This is a genomic window from Serratia proteamaculans (assembly GCF_008830365.1).
GTDB classification, from domain to species: Bacteria; Pseudomonadota; Gammaproteobacteria; order Enterobacterales; family Enterobacteriaceae; genus Serratia; species Serratia proteamaculans.
The window spans coordinates 267263-292885 of record NZ_WBKI01000005.1; the positions used below are offsets into that span (position 1 = coordinate 267263).

Below are 25623 nucleotides of genomic sequence, written 5' to 3' on the forward strand. Positions count from 1 at the left end.
ATAAAGATAAAACAGATGTGCGTCTGGCCCGCGGGAAACCGCGGGCCGTTTAATTTGTGCCTTTGATTAATCCAGCCAACCGGGCCACCGCTCGCTCCGTCTCCGCCTGCTGGGTAAAGTTGGCAAAGCCCATTAACAGGCCCGAACCCGCCGGATCCGCAATGCACCAGTCGGATAGCGCCTGTATCGACAAGCCGCACTGCCAGGCCAGTTCAGCCAAAAGCCGATCCTGCCTTTCCCCCTTCAGCCGGGCCAATAACTGAATGCCACCGGCCTGTGACGCGACCGTCAAATGCTCCCCCAACTGCTGTTCCAGTGCCTGCGCCAACCATGCGCGCCGTTGGCGGTAAATGGGCCGCATCCGCTTCAAGTGGCGATAAAAATGCCCCTGATGAATAAAATCCGCCACGCTGGCCTGCAGCAACGGCGGACAACCGCAGCCACGCAGCCGACTGCTGTGGCCAAAGGCCTCTACCTGCCCGGCAGGCACCACCAGATAAGCCATGCGCAAGGCCGGGAACAGCGTTTTGCTGAAGGTACCGGCGTACAGTACCCGCCCCTGACGATCGAGACTTTTCAACGGCGGCAGCGGCCGACCGTGATAACGAACCTCGCTGTCATAGTCGTCTTCAAGGATCCACGCCTGCTGCTGCTGCGCCCACTCCAGCAGCGCCATACGCCTTGCCAGACTGAGTGTGACCCCCAGCGGACTCTGATGGGTCGGCGTCAGCACCGCCATACGTGCCAGGGGGGCGCTGGCCAAACCGGCGGCAATGTTCATGCCCTGCTCATCGACCGGCACCGCCACTGGCCGCATACCGGCGGCGCGAAACAGCGGCAGCGTGACCGGATAGCCCGGGTCCTCCAGCCATACCGCTTCCCCCGGCTGAAGCAAAGTGCCAATCACCAGATCCAGCAGTGCCTGATAACCGGCGCAGATAAACACCTGTTCCGGGCGGCAACTGATGCCGCGCGAAAGCTGCAAATAATTGGTGATTGCCGCACGCAGTTCGGGCAAGCCCTGAGTTGACGGATGTGCCATAGAGGCCAACGGGGCAGTGCGTAACTGGCGACCGACAATTCGCTGCCATTGCGCACGCGGAAATGCATCCAGCGCGGGTAGCCCCAGTTGAAACGGCGGCGTCGCCCCGTTCGGATGCAGCGGATTTGCCGTTACCGTCGGCAAAGGTTCCACTGCCAGCGCCGCACGCACCGGCAGGTTCTGCAACTGCGGCGAAACATAGGTCCCCGCCTGCCCCCGGCTTTGCAGAAAACCTTCGGCAACCAGCTGCGCGTAGGCACTTTCTACCGTGGCGCGTGCCACGCCCAAATCGCTCGCCAATCCACGAACCGAAGGCAAGCGGCTGCCCGCCGGCAGGGTTCCCTGCGCTATGGCGTCTTTGATCCGCAAATAAATCTGCCGGTACAAGGGATCGGCAAGCCGGCTGTCCAGCCGCAAGGAGGTAAGAAACTGACGCATTATGGCCCGGTTAAATAATCACTTTATGGCCCTATAGCATAGTCCATATCACCGCTAAAGTAGCACCATGATTCTGCTATTCGCTAACCGAGGTTGACCATGATTAAGCAACGTTTGAACTATTCCGAACTTTCACCGGCTCCGTACAAAAATATGGTGAACGCCTTGATGGCGCTGGAGAAAGGTGCGCTGGATAAAGAGACAATTGAACTGATGTTTATGCGTGTTTCGCAGATCAACGGCTGCGCCTACTGCCTTGATATGCACGGCAAAGCCCTGCGCGAAAGTGGCGTCAGCAGCGCCAAGCTGGATCAGCTTGCAGGCTGGCGCGTCAGCCATGCGTTCAGTGAGCGCGAGCGTGTGGCACTGGAATGGGCAGAGTCAGTCACCCTGATCGCCGCTACCGGCGCACCGGACAGCGCATTTGAAACACTGCAGGCGCACTTTAGCGATGCGGAAATTGCCGATTTGACCTTTGCCATTAGCATCATGAACGCCTTTAATCGCCTGGCCATCAGCATGCGTCAATGATTAAACCGCACTTCCCCTCTCGCTGCGAGAGGGGTTTTTCGTCACTAACTTCCCCGCAAAAAAAATTCTCCAGCATTTTTCCAGCGCCGCTGCGGCCTGCGAGCAAACCTCACAAAAACACCATATATAGCGTGGTTGATAAATTAAATATCAACATATAGTATTTAATCCATCAACCGCAGGGAACATGTAGCGGTCGATAACGCCGTCAGAAACGCCGTTCAATGCTCCGTTATCTGACCTGTCCGCCTTTCCTTCAGCCCATAAGGTGAATGCGAATCATGAGCATTATTATTTACAGCAAACCGGACTGTGTCCAGTGCAACGCCACCTATCGCGCCTTCGATAAACAAGGGATTGGTTATCAGGTGATTGACCTCACCCAGGATCAACAGGCGCTGAGCCATGTTAAATCCCTCGGCTATCAACAGGTTCCGGTGATTATCGCCGGAGACGATCACTGGTCCGGCTTCCGGCCAGACAAAATTGGCGCGCTGGCTCACGCCGTCGCGCCCTGAGGTTGGCCATGAACCCGCTGGTCTACTTCTCCAGCAGTTCGGAGAACACCCACAGGTTCGTTGAAAAGCTGGGCTTACCGGCGATGCGCATACCGATCGCCGGAGCCCGCAGCAAACTGCTGATGGAAAGTCCCTATATTTTGATCGTGCCCAGCTATGGTGGCGGCAGCGCCGTGGGAGCCGTGCCGATCCAGGTGATCCGCTTTCTCAACGATCCGCAGAATCGCGCTTTCCTGCGCGGCGTTATCGCCGCCGGGAATACCAATTTCGGCGCAGCGTACGGCATTGCCGGCGATATCATCGCCAAAAAATGCCAGGTGCCTTTTCTTTACCGTTTTGAGCTGCTCGGCACCACACAAGACGTTGCAAACGTTCGACAGGGAGTAACCGCATTTTGGCAACGACAGAACTGACCAGGCCCGCTACCAGCGCGCTGGATTACCATTCGCTCAACGCGATGCTCAATCTTTATGATGCCGAAGGCCGTATCCAGTTTGATAAGGATCGACTGGCGGCACGACAATACTTCCTGCAGCACGTCAATCAGAACACCGTGTTCTTCCACAACCTGGAAGAGAAGCTGCGCTATCTGGTGGAAGAAGGTTATTACGAGCAGAGCGTGCTGGCGCAGTACGACTTCGCCTTTATCAAGCAGTTGTTCCAGCAGGCCTACGCGAAAAAATTCCGCTTCGAGACGTTTCTCGGCGCCTTTAAGTACTACACCAGCTACACGCTGAAAACCTTTGACGGCAAACGCTATCTGGAACGCTACGAGGACAGGGTATGCATGGTCGCCATGACGCTGGCCGCTGGCGATACCGCACTAGCGCAAGCTCTGGTAGAAGAAATGATTTCCGGCCGCTTCCAGCCGGCGACGCCCACCTTCCTCAACTGCGGCAAACAGCAGCGCGGCGAACTGGTGTCCTGCTTCCTGCTGCGCATTGAAGACAATATGGAGTCGATCGGCCGGGCGGTGAACTCCGCGCTGCAACTGTCAAAACGTGGCGGTGGTGTGGCATTTTTGCTGACCAACATTCGCGAAGTCGGCGCGCCAATCAAACGTATTGAGAACCAATCCTCCGGCGTCATTCCGATCATGAAAATGCTCGAAGATGCCTTCTCTTACGCCAACCAACTGGGTGCGCGTCAGGGCGCCGGTGCGGTATACCTCAATGCCCACCACCCGGATATTTTACGTTTCCTCGACACCAAACGCGAAAACGCCGACGAGAAGATCCGCATCAAAACCCTGTCGCTGGGGGTGGTGATCCCGGATATCACCTTCGAGCTGGCGAAAAATAACGAAGAGATGTACCTGTTCTCGCCGTATGACGTCGAGCAGGTGTATGGCGTACCCTTTTCGGAAATCAGCGTCAGCGAGAAGTACCGCGAAATGGTGGATGACAAACGTATCCGCAAATCGCGCATCAATGCCCGCGAGTTCTTCCAGGTGCTGGCGGAGATCCAGTTTGAATCCGGCTACCCGTACATGATGTTTGAAGATACGGTCAACCGCGAGAACCCGATCGCCGGACGTATCAATATGAGCAACCTGTGTTCGGAGATTTTACAGGTTAACCGCGCCAGCACTTATCACGATGACCTGAGCTATGACCAGGTCGGCAAGGATATTTCCTGCAACCTCGGCTCGCTAAACATCGCCAAAACCATGGATGCACCGGACTTCGGCAAAGCGGTCGACACCGCGATCCGCGCGCTGACTGCGGTGGCGGACATGAGCGACATCCGCTCGGTACCCTCAATCGCCGAAGGCAACCGCAGCTCGCACGCTATCGGCCTGGGCCAGATGAACCTGCATGGCTACCTGGCGCGCGAACGCATCTTCTATGGCTCTGAGGAAGGCATCGACTTCACCAATTTCTATTTCTATACCGTCGCTTACCACGCCATTCGCGCCTCTAACCAGCTGGCTATCGAGCGCGGCAGCGCATTCGCCGGCTTTGAGGACTCCACCTACGCGTCCGGCTCGTACTTCAGCAAATACACCGAAAGGGAATGGCTGCCACAGACCGAGCGAGTGCGCGCTCTGTTCGCAGACGCCAATATCGCCATTCCGGGACGCGAAGAGTGGCTGGCGCTGCGCCAGTCGGTAATGATGCATGGGCTGTACAACCAGAATCTGCAGGCGGTGCCGCCGACCGGCTCCATCTCCTACATCAATAACTCGACCTCCAGCATCCATCCGATTGTGTCACGCATCGAGATCCGCAAAGAGGGCAAGATTGGTCGCGTGTATTATCCGGCGCCCTATATGACCAACGACAACCTGGAGTACTACCAGGATGCCTATGACATCGGGCCAGAAAAGATCATTGATACCTACGCCGCCGCCAGTCAGCACGTCGATCAGGGGCTGTCGTTGACGCTGTTCTTCCGCGATACCGCCAGCACGCGCGATATCAACCGTGCGCAGATTTACGCCTGGCGTAAAGGCATCAAAACCATTTATTACATCCGTCTGCGCCAGATGGCGCTGGAAGGCACCGAGGTGCAGGGCTGCGTGTCCTGCGCGCTGTGAGGCAACTTATGAATAGTATTAAACCGGCGCAGCTGGTGCGCGCAATCAACTGGAACATCATCGAAGACGACAAGGATATGGAGGTGTGGAACCGCCTGACCTCCAACTTCTGGCTACCGGAAAAGGTACCCTTGTCGAACGATATTCCATCGTGGGCCACGCTGACACAGAAAGAACAGCAACTGACCATCCGGGTGTTCACCGGCCTGACGCTGCTGGACACCATTCAAAATACCGTCGGTGCCCCGGCGTTGATCGCCGACGCCATTACGCCGCATGAAGAGGCGGTATACTCCAATATCGGCTTTATGGAAGCGGTGCACGCCCGCTCTTACAGTTCAATTTTCTCCACGCTGTGCCAGACACCCGACGTCGACGACGCCTACCGCTGGAGCGAGGAAAACCGCGCATTACAGAAAAAGGCCCATATCATTCTGGCCCACTACCGCAGTGACGATCCGCTGATGAAGAAAGTCGCCAGCGTGTTCCTCGAGTCGTTCCTGTTCTATTCGGGCTTTTACCTGCCGATGTACTGGTCGAGCCGCGCCAAACTGACCAACACCGCCGATCTGATCCGTCTGATCATCCGCGACGAGGCGGTACACGGCTATTACATTGGCTATAAATTCCAGAAAGGATTAGAAAAGGTCGACGCCGCCCGTCGGCAACAGGTGAAAAACTTCGCCTTCGATCTGCTGCAGGATCTGTATGATAACGAGGTGCGATACACCGAAGAGCTGTACGACGGCGTTGGCTGGAGTGAGGACGTGAAAACCTTCCTGCACTATAACGCCAACAAGGCGCTGATGAACCTGGGTTACGAAGCGTTGTTCCCACCGTCGATGGCTGAGGTCAACCCGGCGATTTTGTCGGCGCTGTCGCCGAACGCCGACGAAAACCACGACTTCTTCTCCGGCTCCGGCTCGTCTTACGTAATAGGTAAAGCAGTCAATACCGAGGATGACGACTGGGATTTCTGAGGGTAATTATCGCGATATCGTCCTAATCCTAATGAGGACGGTATCGCAACATTAATAACCAAGCTCTTTCTGACTTCGGATCGCCAGAATAAATGCCGTATCAATATCAGGAATGTATTTGTAAAGGGCCAAATACCCACGGGCTTGCTGACCAATGATCAACTCACGCTTTCCTGATCCAAGCGGCCGACCAATTAGCGGATTATGTTCCAGTACTGCAATGGCCTGGATAATTTCCTCAATTCGACGCCCTGAATCTGTAACCTCATAATGTGCCAAATGGACGAGAATACGCTCAATATCATCCTTGACCTCTGGCGCTAACTCGATCTTTGTCATCAGCCCCCCAGCTTTTTAACAGAAGGTTTGGTTGCAGCAGTATCCCCCGCCACATAATTTTCCAGATAGCCACGCATATCACTCCAGGAAATGGTTTCCCCCGTAGCAACAATGTTGGCATAACGTTTTTCCGCTTCCTCTTCGAAATCACGACGTAATTCTTCCTGCTGAGTTTTCTCAGCAATCGCCTGCAAAATAAAGTTGTGTGAAGTCACGCCTGCTTGCTCTGCTATGGCCGCGACTCGGGCTTTAAGTTCTTCTGGTATACGGATGGTGGTGGTCGGCATAGTCAACAAACCTCGGTGCAGACAAAGCGAATGTAGCTCAATTGTGCTACATCAATATTGATTACTCAACAACATTGTTCATTTAATCGCCACAGAACGCTGCCGGATGCGTTGCCAGATGGCCCGTTTTTCCTGGTCATCGGCGCTCGACCAGGCAGCAATTTCATCCAACGTGCGCCAACAGCCACGGCACCAGGATTTTTCGGCGTCGATCTGGCAAACATTATTGCAGGGTGAACGGACGCTATCGTCAATCTGACTGCCCGTTTTCCTTCTTCTGCTGCGCCCTACCATTAAATGCTTCCTCGAGGTGGATTTCTCGCCACAGGATACCCGATCCTGCCGCGAAAAAACCGCCCGCCAGCATCAGATGATGCCACCGTTGGCACGCAGGGTTTGGCCATTAATCCAGGTGCCGTCGGTACCGGCCAGGAATGACACTGCTGCGGCGATATCCTGCGGCTGGCCCAAACGCTCCAACGGTGCCATTTTCGCCAGTCGCTCGATTAGCTCAGGCGTTTTACCGTCCAGGAACAACCCGGTAGCGGTGGGCCCGGGTGCGATGGCATTCACGGTGATATTACGACCGCGCAGCTCTTTCGCCAGCACGCTGGTCAGCGCCTCGACGGCGGCCTTGCTGGCGGCGTACATGCCGTAGCTCGGCTGCAACAGCCCGACCACACTGGAAGAAAAGTTGATGATACGGCCATTGTCACACAGGCGTTTTGCCGCTTCACGTAGGGTATTGAAGGTGCCCTTCAGATTGATGCCGATCAACCGATCCACATCGGCATCGCTCATTTCTGCCACCGGGGCCAATGCAATCACCCCGGCGTTGTTCACCAAAATATCCACGCCGCCGAAAGCCTGTTCGGCACGGTCAAACAGTTGAGCCACCGCAGCAGCATCGCTGACGTCCGCTTTGGCGCTCAGCGCCCGGCCACCATTCTGCTCAATTTTGCGCACCAGTTGATCGGCCAATGCCTGGTTACCAGAATAGTTGACGATCACAGTAAAACCGTCGGCAGCCAGGCGTTCGGCGATGGCGGCACCGATGCCGCGTGATGCGCCGGTTACGATGGCAACTTGTTGTCTAGTGGTGTTCATCTGATCTCTCCTCGTCGACGATGCGCCGGCAGGCTTGCTGGCGTGGGATCATCATGTACCTTTCTCAATGGCGAATAATCCCCTAATATTCGTTATCACTATTCGAATCAAGCGAACAATCCCATGGACAGAATTGATGCCATGCGTCTGTTCACCCGCGTGGTAGAACAGCGTAGTTTTACCCAGGCCGCACAGGATCTGGGCCTGCCGCGCTCGACGGTGACCGATGCCATCAAACAGCTGGAGGCCCGGTTGCAGGTACGGCTGCTGCAGCGCACCACCCGCCACGTCAGCCCGACGCTGGATGGCGAGGCCTATTATCAGCGCTGCCTGACTATTTTGGCGGATATCGAAGATGCCGAGATGGCATTTGCCGGTGCCAGGCCGCGCGGGCTGTTGCGTATCGATGTGCACGGCACGCTGGCGCGTCACTTCCTGCTACCGGGGTTGCCCGACTTTCTGGCGCACTATCCGGATATTGAATTGTTCATGAGCGAAGGCGATCGGCTGGTGGACCCGGTGCGCGAAGGTATCGACTGCGTGGTGCGAGTCGGTAAGCTGAAAGACAGCGATATGGTAGCGCGTCGGTTAGGCGAGCTGGAGGAAGTGACCTGCGCAGCCCCCGACTACCTGCAACGCTTCGGGACACCACTTAACATCGGTGAGCTTGCAGGGCACCGCATGGTGGGTTTTCGCTCCTCAGCCAGCGGCACCATTATGCCTTTGGAATTTAACGTCGCAGGTCAGCCGCAGCAGGTGATGCTGCCCTGCACGGTGTCGGTCAGCGCGGCGGAAAGCCTGGTGGCCGCGGCGCGCATGGGACTGGGGATTATTCAGGTGCCGCGCTATCACCTGCGCGACGATTTGGCCAATGGCAGCCTGCTGCCGCTGTTGCCGCAATACCCTTCCACACCGATGCCGGTCTCGCTGCTGTATCCGCGCAGCCGACAACTTTCACCTCGGGTGCGGGTATTTATCGACTGGTTCAGCAAGGCTTTTACCGCACGCAACGGTTAACAAGCCGCCCGTCAGGGCGGCCAGCGGTTTATAGTGCACCGTAGTCCAGAGGTACCCAGTCGTATCCTTCACCCTGCTGATTCAGATAGCCCAATCCCGGGAATGACAGATGCGCAGCGCCCACCAGTACACTCTGCCGGGCGCTATCACCAAAGACTCGCAGGCGCTGAGCCACCGCCGCTTTTGCATCGCTGTCGAAACTTATGGCAACGCGCGGATCGGGAAGCTGCACTGCCGCCACATGGATCAGATCGCCAATCACCAGCAGCTTTTTACCTTCGCTCTCGACCAGATAAATGCTGTGCCCCGGCGTATGGCCGTGAGCCGCGAACGCGCTGATCCCTCGCGACAACTCACCGTCACTGGAGAAAGATTTAAAGTGCCCGGCAGCCTGATAGGGTTTGATCGCCGCCATTGCCCTTTCAAACGAGGCTCTGTCTTCGCTTTTCGCCTGCTTCAATCGGCTCTCGCTCAGCCAAAAATCGGCATCCTGCTGACTGGCGCGCACCACCGCATTCGGGAATACCGCCTTGCCGTTTTGCGACAGGCCGCCGAGATGGTCCGGGTGCAGGTGGGTCAGATAAATTTCGTCCACCTGCTGCGGCTGGTAGCCGGCGGCCTTCAGGTTGGCAACCAGCTTGCCCACCCCGTTCCCCAGCAACTTGCCGGCACCGGTATCAATCAGGATCAGCTTACTGCCGGTGTTGATCAGATAGGCATTGACCGAGGTGACCACCGGTTGTTTCTGATGGCGCTCGGCCAAGGCGGTTTCGATCTGCTTTGGCGAGCTGTTAAGCAGCAGTTTTTCCACCGGCAAACGGAGCACGCCATCGGACAAGGCGGTGACCTCATAGCTGCCCAGCATGATGCGATAAAAACCCGGCGCAGGGGTTTTCACCTGTGGCGCAGCGGCCAGAGTTTGCAGCGACATGACGGCCAGCGCCGTCCCCAGCAGGTAACGTTTCCAGAACATAACGACTCCTTATTGTAAATTTGGCAGCGCTAAGTATTGACGCAAAACCCAGAGCCTGCCCGCAAGAGCGATGACACAGGCAAAAAAAATCCCCGCGGGGGCGGGGAAAGGCAAAGAAAACTGAGGTTTTTTTGTTATACGAAGAATTTGGCCAGGACTAACAAAGAGAGTGAGACATTGATCGCACCGCCGATACGGGTGGCAATCTGGGCAAACGGCATCAGCGACATGCGGTTACCGGCAGTCAGGATGGCCACATCACCGGTGCCGCCCTGCCCGCTCTGGCAGCAGGAGACAATCGCCACGTCGATCGGGTGCATGCCAATTTTTTTGCCGACGAAGAAACCGGTCGCCACCAGGGTGGTAACGGTGCTGACAATCACCACCAGGTTTTGGAGAGTGAAGGCGTTAACCAGTTCCTGCCATGGGGTGATGGCTACGCCAACGGCAAACAGGATTGGGTAGGTCACCGCCGTGCGGAAGAACTTATACACCACCTGCGAACCTTCCTGAATTCGTGGTGAAACACCGTGTGCCAGCTTCACCGCTACCGCCGCGAACAGCATACCAACCGGGGCAGGCAGGCCAATCATGCGGTGCAGCAGCATTCCCACCATGTACAGCAAGATGGCCAACAGCGCGCCACAGGCAATGGTGTTGACATCCACCTTGCCGCTGATTTTATCCACCGCGCTCATTTCGCTGTCGCCCTGCTTGCTCGGCATCAGGCTACCTTCACCGGTCAGGTGCGGGTAGCGTTTACCGAGTTGGTTGAGCAAACCGGCAAGCACAATGGCGGTCAAACTGCCGAGCATCACGATCGGCAAAATACGCCCTAACGCCACCCCCTGCTCCATATGCAGGATTGCCGCGTAGCCCATCGACAGCGGTATCGCGCCCTCACCGACGCCCCCGGCCATGATCGGCAAGATCAGGAAGAAGAAGATTTGGAACGGCTCCAGCCCCAGCGCCATGCCGACCGCCATGCCCACCAGCATGCCGGCAATCTCGCCGCACAGCATCGGTGCAAAGATACGCAGGAAGCCCTGGATCAACACCTGACGGTTCATGCTCATAATGCTGCCGACGATAATGCAGCAGATATAGAGATACAGAATATTTGTCGACTTGTAGAACTTGGTGGTCGACTCCACCACCACATCCGGCAGCAGGCCGTAATGCACCAGCGCGGAAGGAATAAAGGTGGCGCAAATGGCTGCGGCCCCCATTTTGCCGATCAGCGGCAGGCGTTTGCCAAACTCGCCGCAGGCAAAACCGAAGAAGGCCAATGTAGCAACCATCACCACGATATCGCTGGGTAATTTCCCTTCCAGGCAATCCAGTAAAATAAGTACGCCGGCCAGAACGAAGAACGGCAACGGAATAATCCCTACTTTGTAATTGTCCAGTATGTGCCACCATTTTTCACGCAACGGTATTTCAGCCGTTTTGTCTTTGGCAACGAGGTAAGAATCATCTGTTGTGCTCATAATCTGGCCTCTTATTAGTTTGTTCGGCCATCATAGAGAAACGCACGGATTACCTGCTGTGATTTTGTTCAAAATTAAAAAGGGTTTTTAATGGTGGTTATGGTTTCTATGGTGTTAATTAGGGTTATGTAAAATACAGCGAGGTTTTAATGGTGTTAATGTTATTTTAACTTTAAAACTTATCAGTTTTATTGCAGTCGTTTAATACCGCGACCCATTAAGGATAAACCCGTGGCGGCGATCACAAGTTGATCGGGCGCAATATTACATTAACCACGACTCATGATAGGGTAAGCGCTCAGGATCTCTCAGGACGCCCCCCAGGCCATGCGCATAAAACTCTCATTTCAAATCAAGCTATTCCTGTGCCTGGTCGCCTTCTCCTGTGTGCTGTTAACCTTTATCGGTGCTTATACCTACTATCAGTTGGATGCCCAGTTGCACCGCGACCTCGGCGCGCGGGCGCAAGTACAGGCGCGGGAGATTGCCCTGATCCCGTCCCTGGTCACCGCAGTGGAAAAAAACGATCCGGTAAAAATCGCCGAGCTGATGAAAAAAATACGTGCCAGCAGTGATGCCAGCTATATCGTGATCGGCGATAAACAAACCCGGCATCTTTACCACTCTGAATATACTGATCGTGTCGGTACCCCGATGGTCGGCGGCGATAACCAAGAGGTGCTGGAAGGCAAAAGTATTATTTCCATCCGCAAAGGCGGCATCGGAATTTCATTGCGTAGCAAAGCACCGATTATGGATGACAATAATAAGGTTATCGGTATTGTCTCGGTCGGCTATCTGAAATCACATATCGATAACCTGAATGCCAGAACCCTGACGCAAATTGTGGTGTCGATTGTGATGTTATTAATCGCCCTGTTTGTCTTTTCCTGGCTGTTATCGAAGAATTTAAAACGCCAGATGTTCTGGCTGGAGCCGAAGGAAATTGCGCTGCTGGTGCGCCAACAAAAGGCCCTGCTGGAAGCGATTTATGAGGGTGTAATTGCCGTCGATCCCCAGTTGCAGATCATCACCATCAACCACGCAGCACGTGAATTACTGGATCTGCGTCAACCCGCCGGGGCCTTGATGGGACGTGAAATTGGCGAGCTGATCCAGTCACAGCCGGACTTTTTCGGCGCTTCCCAGTTGGGACACGACACCCATGATGAGGTTTGCCGTTTCAACCACGTGCGGGTCATCGCCAGCCGGGTACGGATTATGCAGGAAGAAGAGTTGCAAGGCTGGGTGATCAGCTTCCGCGACAAGAACGACATCAATACCTTGAGCAGCCAACTCAGCCAGGTCAAACGCTACGCTGACAACCTGCGTATCATGCGCCATGAACAGCTCAACTGGACCGCCACCCTCGCCGGGCTGTTACATATGCAGCGCTACGACGAAGCGATCCGTTATGTTGAGGCTCAGTCGGAAGGCGCACAGGAGATCCTCGACTTTATTTCTCAGCGTTTCAGTTCTGCGGCACTTTGCGGCCTGCTGTTGGGCAAGTACTCCAGTGCGAAGGAAAAAGGCGTTGAGCTGCGCTTCGATCCCGCCTGTCAGCTGGGGCAAATCCCGGCGGCGCTGAACGAAACCGAACTGATGTCGATCATTGGCAATTTGCTGGATAATGCGGTTGACGCTACGCTGCATTGCGATGCGCCGCATGAAGCGGTAGAACTCTATATTAGCGATAACGGCAATGAGTTGGTGATTGAAGTGGCCGATCGCGGTACCGGCATTGCCCCCGAGGTGCGTGATACGCTGTTCGAACAAGGCGTCACCACCAAAGATGACAAAGGTGACCACGGCATCGGCCTGCATTTGGTCGCCAGCCACGTAGCGCAGGCGCATGGCAGCATAGAAGTGTCGGACAACGAGCCGCACGGCACCATTTTTTCTTTGTTTATCCCTAAACAATCTTGAGCACCCGAATAATGCAACCAGAAGCACTGGACGTTTTGATCGTGGAAGATGAGCCGCAGTTGGCCACGCTGCACGCCGAGTTCATTGAGCAGAACTTTGCTCTGCGGGTGGTGGCCTATGCCGCCACGCTGGCCGAGGCCAGAGCCAAGGTCAAAACCCACCAGCCACGGTTAATCCTGCTGGATAACTTTTTGCCGGACGGCCAGGGGATTGAGCTAATGGAGGAAGCCGCAGTGAAAAATCCCGGCTGTTCGGTGATCTTCATTACCGCCGCCAGCGATATGAACACCTGCAGCCAGGCGATCCGCAACGGCGCTTTCGATTACATCATTAAACCGGTGTCCTACAAACGACTGCGCAACTCGCTGGAACGCTTTATGCAGTTTGTTCAAACCCAGCGCACCTTTAAGGTGATCGACCAAAGCAACGTCGACGCGCTGTATAACCTGCAATCCAAACAGTTCTCCAGCGAGCCCAGCGCCAAGGGCATTGAAACCAATACGCTGGAGTTGGTGCAGGCGCTGTTTATCGAACAGCCGGAGGTTGCGCACGCGGTGGAAGACGTGGTCGAACAGGTCGGTATCAGTAAAACTACCGCCCGGCGTTATCTGGAATATTGCGTCGCTACCCAGTTCGTACGCGTAGAGATGATGTACGGCAATATTGGCCATCCACGCCGCCTGTATCGCAAGGCGTAGGCTGACATCAGGCTGTCATATTAAGCGGATAATATGCCTGCGACGATATCCCCTCGATATCGGCACCTGTCGTTAAAAACTGATGAAATACTGATGACTTTTACCCGACCTCTGGTCGGGTTTTTTATTGTCTGATAAGACGACTCAGCGAGTAAATAATAGCGTTAATACAATGGGATTATTTTTACTTAAAACCAAGCGTTTACGGGGAATATCAAACGCAAATAATTGAATATTCACCGCACTACCATAACCAATAGAAATGTTGATGTAAATCGCTAATATCCCATTCAGCGGACATTGAGGGTTGTCTCAGATATCCACTGTGTTAGGGTATAGGGGACTATTATTTTCTATTGGGACATTTTTTATCGTTTGATAATTCATCAGAGGAAACAGCAAATTGCATGGCAATTAAACTCGAAGTAAAGAACCTGTATAAGATATTTGGCGAACATCCGGATCGCGCATTCAAACTGATTGAGAAAGGTCTGACAAAAGACCAACTGCTTGAAAAAACCGGGTTATCATTAGGCGTAAAAGACGCCTCTCTGGCCATTGAAGAAGGCGAGATATTTGTCATCATGGGGCTTTCCGGTTCCGGAAAATCCACCCTGGTACGCCTTCTCAATCGTCTGATAGAACCCACCCGCGGACAGGTGCTGATTGATGGCGAGGATATATCGAAAATATCCGACAGCGCACTGCGTACCGTACGTCGTAATAAGATCAGCATGGTGTTTCAATCATTCGCTTTAATGCCACATATGAATGTATTGAATAACACTGCATTTGGCATGGAATTAGCCGGCATTCCTCCTCAGGAACGCCAGGATAAAGCACTGGAAGCCCTGCGTCAGGTAGGACTGGAGAATTATGCCTATGCTTATCCTGATGAACTTTCCGGTGGCATGCGCCAGCGCGTAGGATTAGCCCGCGCCATGGCAAATAATCCGGATATATTATTGATGGATGAAGCCTTCTCGGCGCTCGATCCCTTAATCCGTACCGAAATGCAGGATGAGCTGGTCAAATTACAGGCCCAGCATCAGCGCACCATCGTCTTTATTTCTCACGATTTGGACGAAGCTATGCGCATTGGCGATCGTATTGCCATCATGCAAGGCGGTGAGGTGATTCAGGTCGGCACGCCGGAGGAAATATTAAATAATCCGGCCAACGATTATGTACGTACCTTCTTCCGTGGCGTAGATGTCAGCCATGTTTTCAGCGCCAAGGATATCGCCAAGCGTCGTCCGGTAGCGCTTATTCGTAAAACCCCCGGTTTTGGTCCTCGGTCGGCGTTACAGCTGCTGCGCGATGAAGATCGTGATTATGGTTATGTTGTTGAACGCGGAAAGAAATTTATCGGCGTGGTGTCGGTAGATTCGCTCAAGCAGGCACTGGCGGCCAATCTGACGCTGGATGATGCCCTGCTGGAAGCGCCCGCCCCGGTACCGGCCGACATGCCGCTAAGCGAACTGATTTCATTGGTCGCTTTGGCGCCTTGCGCGGTACCTGTGGTCTGCGAAGAAAACAACTATATCGGAATCATTTCCAAGGCCATGCTGTTGCAGGCCCTGGATAAAGAGGGCCCAACGAATGAGTGATACAACACAAGATCCCTGGGCCACTGCGCCTGTCGACCCCAGTGCCGCACCGGCCGCTGACGCTGCAAACTCGGCAGCTCCCGCCGGCGATGCCTGGTCCAGTACGCCACCACCGGCGACCCATGACGCCGCCAGTCAGGCCGCTCAAGGCTCAGACTGGCTGAATAGCGCCCCAGTCCAGCCGGAGCACTTCAACCTGCTGGATCCGTTCCACAAGACCTGGATACCCTTTGACTCCTGGGTCACCCACGGCATTGATTGGCTGGTGCTGCACTTTCGCCCGCTGTTCCAGGGGATCCGCGTGCCGGTCGATTTTATCCTCAGCGGTTTTCAACAATTGCTGCTCGGTATGCCGGCTCCGATCGCCATTCTGCTGTTCTCGCTCATTGCCTGGCAGCTCTCCAGCCTCAGCATGGGTGCCGCTACGCTGGTCTCGCTGATAGCCATCGGCGCTATTGGTGCCTGGTCGCAGGCCATGGTGACGCTAGCGCTGGTATTGACCGCCCTGTTCTTCTGTATCGTCATAGGGTTGCCACTCGGCATCTGGCTGGCGCGCAGCAAGCACGCAGGGAAAATCATACGGCCATTGCTTGACGCCATGCAGACCACGCCGGCCTTCGTCTATCTGGTGCCGATTGTCATGCTGTTCGGTATCGGTAACGTGCCCGGAGTAGTGGTCACCATTATCTTCGCCCTGCCGCCGATCGTGCGGCTGACTATCCTGGGCATCAAACAGGTGCCGGAAGATCTGATCGAAGCCGCTGAATCCTTTGGTGCCAGCCCGCGCCAGCTGCTGTTTAAAGTGCAGTTGCCACTGGCGATGCCGACCATTATGGCCGGGGTAAACCAAACGCTGATGTTGGCACTGTCGATGGTGGTGATCGCCTCGATGATCGCCGTCGGCGGTCTGGGCCAGATGGTACTGCGCGGTATCGGTCGTCTCGATATGGGGCTGGCCGCCGTCGGCGGGGTCGGTATCGTGATCCTGGCGATTATTCTCGACCGCCTTACCCAGTCGCTGGGGCGCGATCGCCGCAGCAAAGGCATGGGACGTTGGTACGCACACGGCCCCATCGGCCTGGTCACCCGGCCCTTCATCAAAAAGCCTTAATCGCCCTGCCCCCGGCGCTGGCCGGGGGCACCGACAGCACGAATAAAATCGAAGGAACCACTATGCGCTCGACAGGAATTTGGGCTTTTGCCCTGACTTCATTGCTTGGCACACAGGCGTTCGCCGTCGAACTTCCCGGCAAAGGCGTCACGGTTAAACCCTTGCAAAGCACCCTCGCCGAAGAAAGCTTTCAGACCGAGCTGGTCAACCGTGCGCTGGTCAAGCTGGGCTATAACGTCCAGCCCACCGCCGAGGTGGAATACAATATTGCCTATACCTCTATCGCTTCCGGTGACGCCACCTACATGGCGGTAAACTGGGATCCGCTTCAAACCGACATGTACCAAAGCGCCGGCGGCGACAAAAAGTTCTATCGCCAGGGCGCCTATATCACTAATGCGGCACAGGGTTATCTGATCGACAAGAAAACGGCTGATCAATACCACATCAGCGATATTTCCCAGTTGAAAGATCCCAAGCTGGCCAGGCTATTTGATGCCGACGGTGACGGCAAGGCCGATCTGGCCGGCTGTGAGCCCGGCTGGGTGTGCGGCAGCGCGATCAACACGCATATCAAAGCCTATGGCCTGAGCAACACGGTTACTCAAAACCAGGGTAACTACTCCGCCATCATCGCCGACACCCTGACCCGCTATAAACAGGGCAAACCGGTGCTGTACTTCACCTGGACGCCGTATTGGGTCAGCGACGAACTGGTGCCCGGCCGCGATGTGGTCTGGCTGACCGTGCCGTTCTCCGCCAGCCCGGGTTCGTTGAAAGACAAGGATACCGCCTTGCCGAACGGCAAAAATTACGGCTTCTTCGTCAATAACGAGCATATCGTCGCCAACAAGCTGTGGGCGCAGGCCAACCCGGCGGCGGCCAAGCTGTTCGCCATCATGAAACTGCCGTTGGCGGACGTTAACGCGCAGAACCTGCGTATGCACAAGGGCGAGAACAGCGCCGACGATATACAACGCCACGTAGACGGCTGGATTAAAGCCCATCAGGCCACCTTTGATGGCTGGGTCAGCACCGCTGCTGCGGCAGCGAAATAATCCCGACGTGCCGGAAATCCCGGCTTCATAACATAAAAAAGGTATTTCACTATGCGCACTACAGGAATCTGGGCGGTTGCCCTTACCACACTGATTAGCTCACAGGCGGTCTCCGCCGCAGACTTGCCAGGCAAAGGCATCTCCGTTCAGCCGGTGCAGAGCACCATCTCTGAAGAGACCTTCCAGACGCTGCTGGTCAGCAAAGCGCTGGAAAAGCTGGGCTATGACGTCAAAGACACCCGTGAAGTCGACTATAACGTCGCCTACACCTCGATCGCTTCTGGTGATGCCACCTTCCTGGCGGTGAACTGGGATCCGCTGCACGCCGATCAGTACAAGGCAGCCGGTGGCGATGCCAAATTCTACCGTGAAGGGGTTTACGTCAACGGCGCAGCACAGGGTTACCTGATCGACAAGAAAACCGCCGATAAATACCACATCACCAATGTTGAGCAGTTGAAAGATCCGAAGATCGCCAAGCTGTTTGACACCAACGGTGACGGCAAGGCCGATCTGACCGGCTGTACGCCAGGCTGGGGCTGCGAAGCGGCGATTAATCATCACATCAAGGCCTACGGCCTGGATAAGACCGTCGAACACAACCAGGGCAACTACGCAGCGATGATTGCCGATACCATTACCCGCTACAAAGAAGGCAAGCCGGTGCTGTATTACACCTGGACGCCTTACTGGGTGAGTGACGTGCTGGTTCCGGGTCGTGACGTTGTCTGGTTACAGGTTCCCTTCTCCGCCATGCCTGGCGAGATGAAAGATATGGATACCAAGCTGCCAAACGGGGCCAACTATGGTTTCCCGGTGAATACCATGCGCATTGCTGCCAACAAAAAATGGGCTGAAGCCAACCCGGCGGCTGCCAAGCTGTTTGCCATCATGAAGCTGCCGATTAGCGATGTGAATGCGCAGAACCTGCGTATGCATGAAGGTCAGGCGTCCGAAGCCGATATCCAGAGCCACGTTAACGGCTGGATCAAAGCACATCAGGCCACCTTCGACGGCTGGGTGAAAACCGCCGCAGAAGCCGCGAAGAAGTAATAACACCGGGGCGCAGGCCACTGCGCCCCGACGCTCTTCATTCGGCAATACCTATCCCACTAAACTGCAAAAACCGCTCGGCGGTTCTGGACAGCGGCTGCGGCCATACGCAGTACACCTGTCGCCGTGGACCATCCTCAATCGGGATCGACACCAGCGAACTCAAACGCTGTGCCGTCGAGATGGGCACAATGCCAGCCGCCAACCCACGCCTCACCAGATTCTCCAGCCATTCGATATGGTCAATTTCAAAACTGACATGCCGCTTGATGCCCGCCGCCTGAAACGCACGGTCGGTCTGCCGCCGGGCACCGGTCCCACTGTAAAAGTCCACCAGCGGCACTTCTGACAGGGTTTGCAGATTGACCCGCTGACGACTGGCCAGCGGATGCTGCGTCGCCACCAGCGCGACTAACGGCTCATCAGTTAGCTGCCGATGCGACACCGGCAGCATATCAATATCCCCCGGCCAGATACCGACAAACGCCACGTCCGTCTTGTGTTGGCGTACATCTTCCAGCAATGCTTCGCTCATGCCCACGTACAGCCGGATATTCACCGCCGGATAATGGCGATGAAAGTTGCCCAGTTTTTCGGTCAGATCAATCGCGTTTATGGTTGAAATGGTGCCGATGGTCAGGGTGCCGGATACGGTACCGCTGGCGGCAACCACTTCTTCCACCAGCGCCTGTTTCGCCGCCAGCAGCCGTTGCGCCGGTTGTATAAACGCCTGCCCTGCGGTGGTCAGTCTGACCCGACGCGAGGTGCGCTCGAACAATGTACAGTCCAGCTCCTCTTCCAGTTTGGCGATCTGGTGGCTGAGGGCCGACTGCACCGTATGGCAACGCTGCGCGGCCCGGGTAAAGCTCTGCTCTTCGGCTACCGCCAGCGCAAAGCGGATCTGTTTCAGGTTCATGGTATCTATCGCGAAATGAGATTAATCAAATGAAAATTATACATTGGTTTCACCGGCTGTCGTGCCCGATACTTCGGCTAACTTTTCTCTGTGATTAATATCTTATGAGCCAACAACATTCACAGCCGGGTCTCAGTCCGGCGCTGATCGTGCTGATCGCCATCGCCACCGGTCTGGCCGTCGCCAGTAACTACTACGCGCAACCGCTGCTGGAAACCATCGCCCAAAACTTTGATCTGTCGGTGAATCAGGCCGGTTTTATCGTTACCGCCGCCCAGTTGGGTTATGCCGTTGGCCTGCTGTTGCTGGTACCGCTCGGAGATATGTTTGAACGCCGTGGGCTGATCGTCTTTATGACGCTGCTGGCCGCGGGCGGCATGCTGATCACCGCCAGTTCCACCACCTTGCCGATGATGATTCTCGGCACCGCCCTCACCGGGCTGTTCTCGGTGGTGGCGCAAATTCTGGTGCCGCTGGCGGCCACCCTGGCCCATCCGGAGAAGCGCGGCAAAACCGTCGGCATTATTATGAGCGGCCTGCTGCTCGGCATTCTGCTGGCGCGCACCGTGGCCGGAGCGCTGGCGTCGATCGGCGGCTGGCGCACCATTTACTGGGTAGCCAGCGTGCTGATGATCCTGATGGCGCTGATCCTGTGGCGCGCACTGCCGCGTTACAAGCAGCATTCGGGGCTGAATTACCCGCAGTTGCTGAAATCTATCTTCACCCTGTTTTGCGGTACCCCCCTGCTGCGTACCCGCGCGATACTCGGGGCACTGTCATTCGCCAACTTCAGCGTGCTGTGGACCTCGATGGCTTTTCTGTTAGCAGCACCGCCATTTGGTTATTCCGAAGGGGTGATTGGCCTGTTTGGCCTGGTAGGCGCTGCCGGTGCATTGGCGGCTTCACGAGCCGGGCATTTGGCGGATCAGGGTAAGGGCGGTTTAACCACCACCGTGGGCCTGGTGCTGCTGCTGCTTTCCTGGATACCCATCGCTTTCGCTAAACAATCCTTGTGGGCGTTGATCGTCGGTATCCTGATCCTCGACCTCGCCGTACAGGCCGTACACGTTACTAACCAAAGCGTGATTTACCGGATTATGCCGGAAGCACGCAACCGTCTGACCGCCGGCTACATGACCAGCTATTTCATCGGTGGTGCGCTCGGCTCACTGCTGTCAGCCTCGGCTTATCAACATGCCGGCTGGACTGGCGTTGCCACGGCCGGGGGCATTTTGTGTCTGCTCAACCTGCTGACCTGGTGGCGCGGCAAGCATCATGATCCGCAAGGACCGGCGACGATCTGATTAGCAAGCGAATAGTCATATTCGAAATTTATTAGCGCCGCAGGGTATAAACATTACTCACTCTCTGGTAATGTTCTGCAGATGAACTATTAATCTCTATCCTGCGACACTAATAAAAATGCAAAGCCAAGCTGCAGAAAGCCTTAATCCCCCTGCCGTCAGCTCTACCTTCACCCACGGCGTCGTCGACAGTTTACCGATCGTCATCGGCTATGTGCCGGTGGCTTTTGCCTTTGGCCTGAGCGCCGTTAAGCTGGGGTTCTCCCCGCTGGAAAGCATCTTCTTTTCCTGCATTATCTATGCCGGTGCCAGCCAGTTTGTGATCACTGCCCTGCTGAGTGCCGGAATGTCACTGTGGGTTTCCGCGCTGACCGTGATGGCAATGGACATAAGGCATCTGCTGTATGGCCCCGCCCTGCGCCACCGCATCGTCTCACGCATGTCGGGCGGCAAAACTGCACTCTGGGCCTTCGGCCTGACCGACGAGGTGTTCGCCGCCGCTACCGCCAAGCTGATGCGTAATAACCGCAGCTGGAGCGAGAACTGGATGATCGGTATTTCACTGTGCTCCTGGCTTTCCTGGGTAGCGGGCACCGCCATCGGTGCACTGTTTGGTAACGGGCCGCTGGAGCAATACCCGGTGATTGAAGCCTCGTTATCCTTTATGTTGCCGGCGCTGTTCCTCAGCTTCCTGCTGGCGGCCTTCAGGCGTCCGCAAAGTCTGACCATCGCCGCCGCACTGGCTGGCGCACTGCTCGGTGTGGTGCTGTTTTCTATTCCCGTCGCCATCTTGGCCGGCATCAGCGCCGGCTGTATTGCCGCCCTGTTCCAACCCAGCGTATCGGAGGCGATTGATGAACACTGATGTGGTGGTGATTGGCCTGGTGGTCGGTTGCGCAAATTACCTGTTTCGCTACTTACCCTTACGCCTGGCACCGGCGCGTGCCCAACCGGGGATCAAACGTGGCAAAACCGCGCTATTGCTCGACAGCATTGGTATCGCCTCCATTTGTGCGCTGCTGGTGGTTTCCAGCACGCCGGTGGTGATGCGCGAACCAGACAAGCTGTGGCCAACGCTGGTCGGTTTCGCAGCGCTGGGACTGTGCTTTTACCGCAGTAAAAGCATCATTCTGTCGACGTTGAGCGGCGCAGTCGCCTTTGGTGTCACGTTAAAAATATTTATGATTCTCAGTTCAGCCAGCCTTTGATTTTGTCCATTCCCTCCATTCTGGGCTGTCGCTCGCGAAGAGGTCGTTGACAAATAACTTACAAATGACACGAATTGCTAAATTATTCGCATGGCTGAAGATTTACATTATTAATCACTATCGTTACTATCTCGAACGAAATTAATGAGGCCCCAAATTATGGAAAGCTCGTTTACTCCCATTGAACAAATGCTTAATTTCCGTGCAAAACGTCAGAAAGACTTCCCTTATCAGGAAATCCTGCTGACCCGGCTGTGCATGCACATGCAAAGCAAATTGCTGGAAAATCGCAATAAAATGCTTAAGGCACAAGGGATTAACGAAACCCTGTTTATGGCGCTGATTACTCTGGATGCGCAGGAAAGTCACAGCATTCAGCCTTCTGAGCTAAGCTCTGCCCTGGGCTCGTCACGGACCAATGCCACGCGGATTGCCGATGAACTGGAAAAACGCGGCTGGATTGAACGCCGGGAAAGCGACCATGACCGTCGTTGCCTGCATCTGCACATGACGCCGCAGGGAGAAGAGTTTCTCAACCAATTGCTGCCACCGCAGCACAAATGTCTGCATTTCCTGTGGTCCACGCTGAACGATGATGAACAGCAACAGCTAGAACAGCTGACGCGCAAACTGTTAACGCGTCTGGACCAGATGGAAGTTTCAGGACAGTTATCCCAATAATTTCTGTTCAGGTAACCGACTATGCGATCCCCGTTTAACTGGAGATTCACCCCGCTGTTCGCCGTATTGCTGCTGGCCGGGTGTGCCTCTACCGACAATATTGCCCCGCAATCCACCCTGATGGACTCGCAGAGCCTGCAACTGTCACAGCCGAAGGTCAGCTCGCTGAACGTTAGCCCACAGTGGTGGCGTTCGCTTAACGATCCTCAGCTCGATAGCCTGATGACCCAGACGCTGCAAAGCTCACCGACGCTGCGACAAGCGGCCGGTCGCGTGCGTGAAGCACAGAGCGTGGTGGGCGAAGCCAGCGCGGCCAACGGCCCGAATCTGGATCTGAACGCCAGCAGCAACCGCCAGAAAGTCCCGCAGAACGTCAACATGGGACTGGGCTATCCGCATAAGCCTATCTACGAGAGCTCCAACTCGCTGGGGCTGAACCTGGCCTATGAATTTGACTGGTGGGGTAAATACCGCAATCAGGTTAACGCCGCCAAGGCACAGGTCGATGCGGCCCGCGCCGAGCAGGAACAAGCTGCGCTGACGCTGACCAGTTCGGTAGCCTCTGCCTATTACCAGTTGCAGAGCAATTTCGCGCTGGAAAAATTGCTGCAGCAGGAAGTGGACAACAACCAACGCCTGACAGATTTGCGTCAACAGCAATATAAAGCTGGCATCACCGGCGTTGATGTTCCACAGCAAAGTCAGGCGCAAGCCGACGGCGCCAAGCAGCAGATCCTGCAACTGCAATCGCAGATTGAACAACTTAGACACCAGTTGGCTGCGTTGGCCGGCCAGGGCCCGAGCGCCATGCAACACCTGCGCCCGGTGGCTCTGCCCGCCAGCACTCTGATGGCGCCAAAAGGTGAGCTGACTGCCGATCTGCTGGGCAAACGCCCGGATATCACTGCACAACGTCAGTTGGTTGAATCCTATAACCAACGCGTCAGCGCCGCCCGTAAAGAATTTTACCCCAGCCTGACCATTTCAGCCTTTGCCGGCCTGACCACCACTAACACCAGTGGGACCAGCCCGAATCTGTTTGAAGCGGCCAGCCAGGCCTGGAACGTGATGCCGGCGATTTCATTGCCGATCTTCCACGCCGGTGCGCTGCGCAGCAAGCTGGGTGAGGAGTCCGCGCTGTATGACCAGGCAGTGGAATCTTATAACCAAACTATCCTGAATGCCGTGCAGGAAACTGCCGATGCCATCACCGTCCAACAAAGCACTGCGCAACAGCAGCTGCAGGCGGCATCTGCGTCCCAATCGATGCAACAGGTGTACCGCGTCGCTAACGCTCGATACCAGGCAGGGATTATCGGGCGCGACCAGTTGTTAACCAGCCAGACGCAGCTCTTGCAGCAGCAACAGGCGGAACTGAATGCCAACAGCAACTTGCTGCAGGCGAAGATAGGACTGATCCGTGCGCTGGGCGGTGGCTATCAGGCCCCGGTCGCTGCGGATTCAAAAGCATAATAAAATCCACCCAAAATAGTTGAAGCTGTATCAAGGCGGCAAGGGAACGAATCCCGATGAGCTTACTCATGTAAGTGATTCGGGTGAGCGAGCGAAGCCAACACCGATACAGCTGCAAATATGAAGGGTAAAGAGAGCTTGGAGAACACCATGAGTGTAAGTGCGGAGACTCAGACCCCGCCACAACCGGCCGGCAAAAAGAAACAGCGTAAATTTTGGCTGCTGTTGCTGACGGTTATTTTCGTTGTTATTGGGGTGGCATATTTAGTTTATTGGTTCCTGGTGTTGCGTCATCATCAGGAAACGGACGACGCCTATGTGGCCGGCAACCAGGTGCAGATCATGGCCCAGGTGAACGGTAGCGTTAACAGCGTCAACTTCGACAATACCGACTACGTGAAGCAGGGGGATGTGCTGCTCACGCTGGATCCGACCGATGCCGAACAGGCGCTCGAACGCGCCAAAACCGGCCTGGCCAACAGCGTGCGTCAGACCCACCAGTTGATCATCAACAGCAAGCAGTATCAGGCCAACATTGCTTTGCGCAAGTCCGACCTGAGCAAAGCGGAGAACGACTTGAAACGCCGCGTGGTACTGGGCAGCCTTGACGCCATCGGCCGTGAAGAACTGCAACATGCGCGTGATGCGGTCGACAGCGCCAAGGCGGCATTGGAAGTGGCGGTTCAACAATACAACGCCAACCAGGCGATGGTATTGAACACCCCGCTGGAGCAACAGCCGGCGATTCAACAGTCCGCTGCGCAAATGCGTGACGCCTGGCTGGCGCTGCAACGTACCAAAATCATCAGCCCGATCACCGGCTATGTGTCTCGCCGCAGCGTACAGGTTGGCGCGCAAATCGCCGCCGGTTCCCCGCTGATGGCGGTGGTTCCTGCCGATCGCATCTGGGTGGACGCCAACTTCAAAGAAACCCAGATCGCCAATATGCGTATCGGTCAGTCGGCCACCGTGGTCAGTGACATTTACGGTGACGACGTGGTGTACAGCGGCAAAGTGGTCGGTATCGATATGGGCACCGGCAGCGCTTTCTCACTGCTGCCTGCCCAGAATGCCACCGGTAACTGGATCAAGGTGGTTCAGCGTCTGCCGGTTCGTATTGAGCTGGACGCCAAACAAATCGCCGATCATCCGCTGCGTATTGGTCTGTCGACGCTGGTGAAAGTTGACACCACCAACCTCGATGGCCGCGTGCTGTCTGACGTGGTGCGTGACAAGCCGCTGTACCAGACCAACGCACTGGCGTTGAACCTGGCACCGGTTAACCAGATGATCGCCGACGTGATCCATGCGAATGCCGGCTAAG

The 25623-nt window shown here is 55.7% G+C and carries 26 protein-coding genes; 18 read left to right on the forward strand and 8 right to left on the reverse strand.

The window, feature by feature from the left end; all coding sequences use genetic code 11:
- Window positions 1–49: 49 nt before the first annotated feature.
- Complete coding sequence (gene pdxR, locus F8R23_RS18700) at window positions 50–1483, reverse strand: MocR-like pyridoxine biosynthesis transcription factor PdxR (protein ID WP_198642579.1); 1434 nt, start codon at window positions 1481–1483, stop codon at window positions 50–52.
- A 96-nt stretch (window positions 1484–1579) separates the two neighbouring features.
- On the opposite strand from pdxR, the gene F8R23_RS18705 reads away from it, so the two are divergent.
- The 5 genes from F8R23_RS18705 (at window position 1580) to nrdF (ending at window position 6048) form a co-directional block, all read left to right on the forward strand.
- On the forward strand, window positions 1580–2011 hold the full coding sequence (locus tag F8R23_RS18705; protein ID WP_129937450.1) for a carboxymuconolactone decarboxylase family protein: 432 nt from the start codon (window positions 1580–1582) through the stop codon (window positions 2009–2011).
- Between the two features lie 281 nt (window positions 2012–2292).
- Window positions 2293–2529: a glutaredoxin-like protein NrdH gene (gene nrdH / locus F8R23_RS18710; protein ID WP_112348549.1), complete on the forward strand. Its 237-nt coding sequence runs from the start codon at window positions 2293–2295 to the stop codon at window positions 2527–2529.
- Window positions 2530–2537: 8 nt separating this feature from the next.
- Window positions 2538–2942, forward strand: coding sequence for a class Ib ribonucleoside-diphosphate reductase assembly flavoprotein NrdI (gene nrdI, locus F8R23_RS18715; RefSeq protein ID WP_099062737.1), 405 nt, complete (start codon window positions 2538–2540; stop codon window positions 2940–2942).
- Window positions 2924–5068 (forward strand): class 1b ribonucleoside-diphosphate reductase subunit alpha, encoded by a 2145-nt coding sequence (gene nrdE / locus F8R23_RS18720; protein ID WP_112348548.1) that lies wholly within the window; start codon window positions 2924–2926, stop codon window positions 5066–5068. The genes nrdI and nrdE overlap by 19 nt, the downstream gene beginning before the upstream one ends.
- Window positions 5069–5076: 8 nt before the next feature.
- Complete coding sequence (nrdF, locus tag F8R23_RS18725) at window positions 5077–6048, forward strand: class 1b ribonucleoside-diphosphate reductase subunit beta (protein WP_129937451.1); 972 nt, start codon at window positions 5077–5079, stop codon at window positions 6046–6048.
- A gap of 51 nt (window positions 6049–6099) precedes the next feature.
- On the opposite strand, the gene F8R23_RS18730 is transcribed toward nrdF, so the two are convergent.
- The 4 genes from F8R23_RS18730 to F8R23_RS18745 all read right to left on the reverse strand — a co-directional run bounded on the left by F8R23_RS18730 (window position 6100) and on the right by F8R23_RS18745 (window position 7781).
- Complete coding sequence (locus F8R23_RS18730; RefSeq protein ID WP_129937452.1) at window positions 6100–6387, reverse strand: type II toxin-antitoxin system RelE/ParE family toxin; 288 nt, start codon at window positions 6385–6387, stop codon at window positions 6100–6102.
- Complete coding sequence (locus tag F8R23_RS18735) at window positions 6387–6674, reverse strand: CopG family ribbon-helix-helix protein (protein WP_151415891.1); 288 nt, start codon at window positions 6672–6674, stop codon at window positions 6387–6389. The genes F8R23_RS18730 and F8R23_RS18735 overlap by 1 nt, the downstream gene beginning before the upstream one ends.
- A 78-nt stretch (window positions 6675–6752) precedes the next feature.
- Complete coding sequence (locus F8R23_RS18740; RefSeq protein ID WP_112348544.1) at window positions 6753–6968, reverse strand: DUF1289 domain-containing protein; 216 nt, start codon at window positions 6966–6968, stop codon at window positions 6753–6755.
- 72 nt (window positions 6969–7040) lie between these two features.
- On the reverse strand, window positions 7041–7781 hold the full coding sequence (locus F8R23_RS18745; RefSeq protein ID WP_151415892.1) for an SDR family oxidoreductase: 741 nt from the start codon (window positions 7779–7781) through the stop codon (window positions 7041–7043).
- A 123-nt stretch (window positions 7782–7904) separates the two neighbouring features.
- On the opposite strand from F8R23_RS18745, the gene F8R23_RS18750 reads away from it, so the two are divergent.
- Entirely contained in the window at window positions 7905–8798 is an 894-nt protein-coding gene (locus tag F8R23_RS18750; RefSeq protein WP_151415893.1) for a LysR family transcriptional regulator, read from the forward strand.
- A gap of 28 nt (window positions 8799–8826) precedes the next feature.
- Here the strand turns inward: F8R23_RS18750 and F8R23_RS18755 are convergent, their stop codons facing one another.
- Window positions 8827–9771, reverse strand: a complete 945-nt coding sequence (locus F8R23_RS18755) for an MBL fold metallo-hydrolase (protein ID WP_129938907.1) — start codon at window positions 9769–9771, stop codon at window positions 8827–8829.
- A gap of 134 nt (window positions 9772–9905) precedes the next feature.
- Complete coding sequence (locus tag F8R23_RS18760; protein ID WP_129937457.1) at window positions 9906–11261, reverse strand: 2-hydroxycarboxylate transporter family protein; 1356 nt, start codon at window positions 11259–11261, stop codon at window positions 9906–9908.
- A gap of 327 nt (window positions 11262–11588) precedes the next feature.
- Here F8R23_RS18760 and F8R23_RS18765 point away from each other — a divergent pair, with 327 nt between their 5' ends.
- The 6 genes from F8R23_RS18765 to proX (F8R23_RS18790) all read left to right on the forward strand — a co-directional run bounded on the left by F8R23_RS18765 (window position 11589) and on the right by proX (F8R23_RS18790) (window position 18717).
- Window positions 11589–13187, forward strand: coding sequence for an ATP-binding protein (locus tag F8R23_RS18765; protein WP_129937458.1), 1599 nt, complete (start codon window positions 11589–11591; stop codon window positions 13185–13187).
- Between the two features lie 11 nt (window positions 13188–13198).
- Window positions 13199–13885: a response regulator gene (locus tag F8R23_RS18770; protein ID WP_129937459.1), complete on the forward strand. Its 687-nt coding sequence runs from the start codon at window positions 13199–13201 to the stop codon at window positions 13883–13885.
- 407 nt (window positions 13886–14292) lie between these two features.
- Window positions 14293–15495 (forward strand): glycine betaine/L-proline ABC transporter ATP-binding protein ProV, encoded by a 1203-nt coding sequence (proV, locus tag F8R23_RS18775; protein WP_151415897.1) that lies wholly within the window; start codon window positions 14293–14295, stop codon window positions 15493–15495.
- Window positions 15488–16606: a glycine betaine/L-proline ABC transporter permease ProW gene (gene proW / locus F8R23_RS18780; RefSeq protein ID WP_099062747.1), complete on the forward strand. Its 1119-nt coding sequence runs from the start codon at window positions 15488–15490 to the stop codon at window positions 16604–16606. Before proV ends, proW begins: the two co-directional genes overlap by 8 nt.
- 62 nt (window positions 16607–16668) lie before the next feature.
- Window positions 16669–17664, forward strand: a complete 996-nt coding sequence (proX, locus tag F8R23_RS18785; protein WP_129938905.1) for a glycine betaine/L-proline ABC transporter substrate-binding protein ProX — start codon at window positions 16669–16671, stop codon at window positions 17662–17664.
- A 51-nt stretch (window positions 17665–17715) separates the two neighbouring features.
- Complete coding sequence (gene proX, locus F8R23_RS18790) at window positions 17716–18717, forward strand: glycine betaine/L-proline ABC transporter substrate-binding protein ProX (protein WP_112348535.1); 1002 nt, start codon at window positions 17716–17718, stop codon at window positions 18715–18717.
- A 37-nt stretch (window positions 18718–18754) separates the two neighbouring features.
- Here the strand turns inward: proX (F8R23_RS18790) and F8R23_RS18795 are convergent, their stop codons facing one another.
- A complete protein-coding gene (locus F8R23_RS18795) occupies window positions 18755–19633 on the reverse strand; it encodes a LysR family transcriptional regulator (protein WP_151415894.1) in 879 nt (292 codons plus the stop codon).
- Between the two features lie 104 nt (window positions 19634–19737).
- On the opposite strand from F8R23_RS18795, the gene F8R23_RS18800 reads away from it, so the two are divergent.
- The 6 genes from F8R23_RS18800 (at window position 19738) to emrA (ending at window position 25622) form a co-directional block, all read left to right on the forward strand.
- A complete protein-coding gene (locus tag F8R23_RS18800; RefSeq protein ID WP_129937461.1) occupies window positions 19738–20937 on the forward strand; it encodes an MFS transporter in 1200 nt (399 codons plus the stop codon).
- 118 nt (window positions 20938–21055) lie between these two features.
- On the forward strand, window positions 21056–21802 hold the full coding sequence (locus F8R23_RS18805) for an AzlC family ABC transporter permease (protein WP_129937462.1): 747 nt from the start codon (window positions 21056–21058) through the stop codon (window positions 21800–21802).
- Complete coding sequence (gene ygaH / locus F8R23_RS18810) at window positions 21792–22145, forward strand: L-valine transporter subunit YgaH (protein WP_099062753.1); 354 nt, start codon at window positions 21792–21794, stop codon at window positions 22143–22145. Before F8R23_RS18805 ends, ygaH begins: the two co-directional genes overlap by 11 nt.
- 159 nt (window positions 22146–22304) lie before the next feature.
- Window positions 22305–22826, forward strand: coding sequence for a transcriptional repressor MprA (gene mprA / locus F8R23_RS18815; protein ID WP_085118444.1), 522 nt, complete (start codon window positions 22305–22307; stop codon window positions 22824–22826).
- Between the two features lie 21 nt (window positions 22827–22847).
- A complete protein-coding gene (locus F8R23_RS18820) occupies window positions 22848–24299 on the forward strand; it encodes an efflux transporter outer membrane subunit (protein WP_099062754.1) in 1452 nt (483 codons plus the stop codon).
- 150 nt (window positions 24300–24449) lie between these two features.
- On the forward strand, window positions 24450–25622 hold the full coding sequence (gene emrA, locus F8R23_RS18825; protein WP_129937463.1) for a multidrug efflux MFS transporter periplasmic adaptor subunit EmrA: 1173 nt from the start codon (window positions 24450–24452) through the stop codon (window positions 25620–25622).
- The last annotated feature ends 1 nt before the right edge of the window (window position 25623 follow it).

Bases quoted from the DNA above. Each gene is read 5' to 3' on its own strand.
- F8R23_RS18745 (WP_151415892.1), bottom strand. From the start codon at position 7,781: ATGAACACCACTAGACAACAAGTTGCCATCGTAACCGGCGCATCACGC.
- F8R23_RS18730 (WP_129937452.1), bottom strand. From the start codon at position 6,387: ATGACAAAGATCGAGTTAGCGCCAGAGGTCAAGGATGATATTGAGCGT.
- ygaH (WP_099062753.1), top strand. From the start codon at position 21,792: ATGAACACTGATGTGGTGGTGATTGGCCTGGTGGTCGGTTGCGCAAAT.
- F8R23_RS18705 (WP_129937450.1), top strand. From the start codon at position 1,580: ATGATTAAGCAACGTTTGAACTATTCCGAACTTTCACCGGCTCCGTAC.
- F8R23_RS18800 (WP_129937461.1), top strand. From the start codon at position 19,738: ATGAGCCAACAACATTCACAGCCGGGTCTCAGTCCGGCGCTGATCGTG.
- proV (WP_151415897.1), top strand. From the start codon at position 14,293: ATGGCAATTAAACTCGAAGTAAAGAACCTGTATAAGATATTTGGCGAA.
- proW (WP_099062747.1), top strand. From the start codon at position 15,488: ATGAGTGATACAACACAAGATCCCTGGGCCACTGCGCCTGTCGACCCC.
- F8R23_RS18750 (WP_151415893.1), top strand. From the start codon at position 7,905: ATGGACAGAATTGATGCCATGCGTCTGTTCACCCGCGTGGTAGAACAG.
- proX (WP_129938905.1), top strand. From the start codon at position 16,669: ATGCGCTCGACAGGAATTTGGGCTTTTGCCCTGACTTCATTGCTTGGC.
- nrdH (WP_112348549.1), top strand. From the start codon at position 2,293: ATGAGCATTATTATTTACAGCAAACCGGACTGTGTCCAGTGCAACGCC.
- F8R23_RS18770 (WP_129937459.1), top strand. From the start codon at position 13,199: ATGCAACCAGAAGCACTGGACGTTTTGATCGTGGAAGATGAGCCGCAG.
- F8R23_RS18755 (WP_129938907.1), bottom strand. From the start codon at position 9,771: ATGTTCTGGAAACGTTACCTGCTGGGGACGGCGCTGGCCGTCATGTCG.
- F8R23_RS18795 (WP_151415894.1), bottom strand. From the start codon at position 19,633: ATGAACCTGAAACAGATCCGCTTTGCGCTGGCGGTAGCCGAAGAGCAG.
- mprA (WP_085118444.1), top strand. From the start codon at position 22,305: ATGGAAAGCTCGTTTACTCCCATTGAACAAATGCTTAATTTCCGTGCA.
- nrdI (WP_099062737.1), top strand. From the start codon at position 2,538: ATGAACCCGCTGGTCTACTTCTCCAGCAGTTCGGAGAACACCCACAGG.
- proX (WP_112348535.1), top strand. From the start codon at position 17,716: ATGCGCACTACAGGAATCTGGGCGGTTGCCCTTACCACACTGATTAGC.
- emrA (WP_129937463.1), top strand. From the start codon at position 24,450: ATGAGTGTAAGTGCGGAGACTCAGACCCCGCCACAACCGGCCGGCAAA.
- F8R23_RS18805 (WP_129937462.1), top strand. From the start codon at position 21,056: ATGCAAAGCCAAGCTGCAGAAAGCCTTAATCCCCCTGCCGTCAGCTCT.
- F8R23_RS18735 (WP_151415891.1), bottom strand. From the start codon at position 6,674: ATGCCGACCACCACCATCCGTATACCAGAAGAACTTAAAGCCCGAGTC.
- F8R23_RS18820 (WP_099062754.1), top strand. From the start codon at position 22,848: ATGCGATCCCCGTTTAACTGGAGATTCACCCCGCTGTTCGCCGTATTG.
- F8R23_RS18740 (WP_112348544.1), bottom strand. From the start codon at position 6,968: ATGGTAGGGCGCAGCAGAAGAAGGAAAACGGGCAGTCAGATTGACGAT.
- F8R23_RS18760 (WP_129937457.1), bottom strand. From the start codon at position 11,261: ATGAGCACAACAGATGATTCTTACCTCGTTGCCAAAGACAAAACGGCT.
- nrdF (WP_129937451.1), top strand. From the start codon at position 5,077: ATGAATAGTATTAAACCGGCGCAGCTGGTGCGCGCAATCAACTGGAAC.
- F8R23_RS18765 (WP_129937458.1), top strand. From the start codon at position 11,589: ATGCGCATAAAACTCTCATTTCAAATCAAGCTATTCCTGTGCCTGGTC.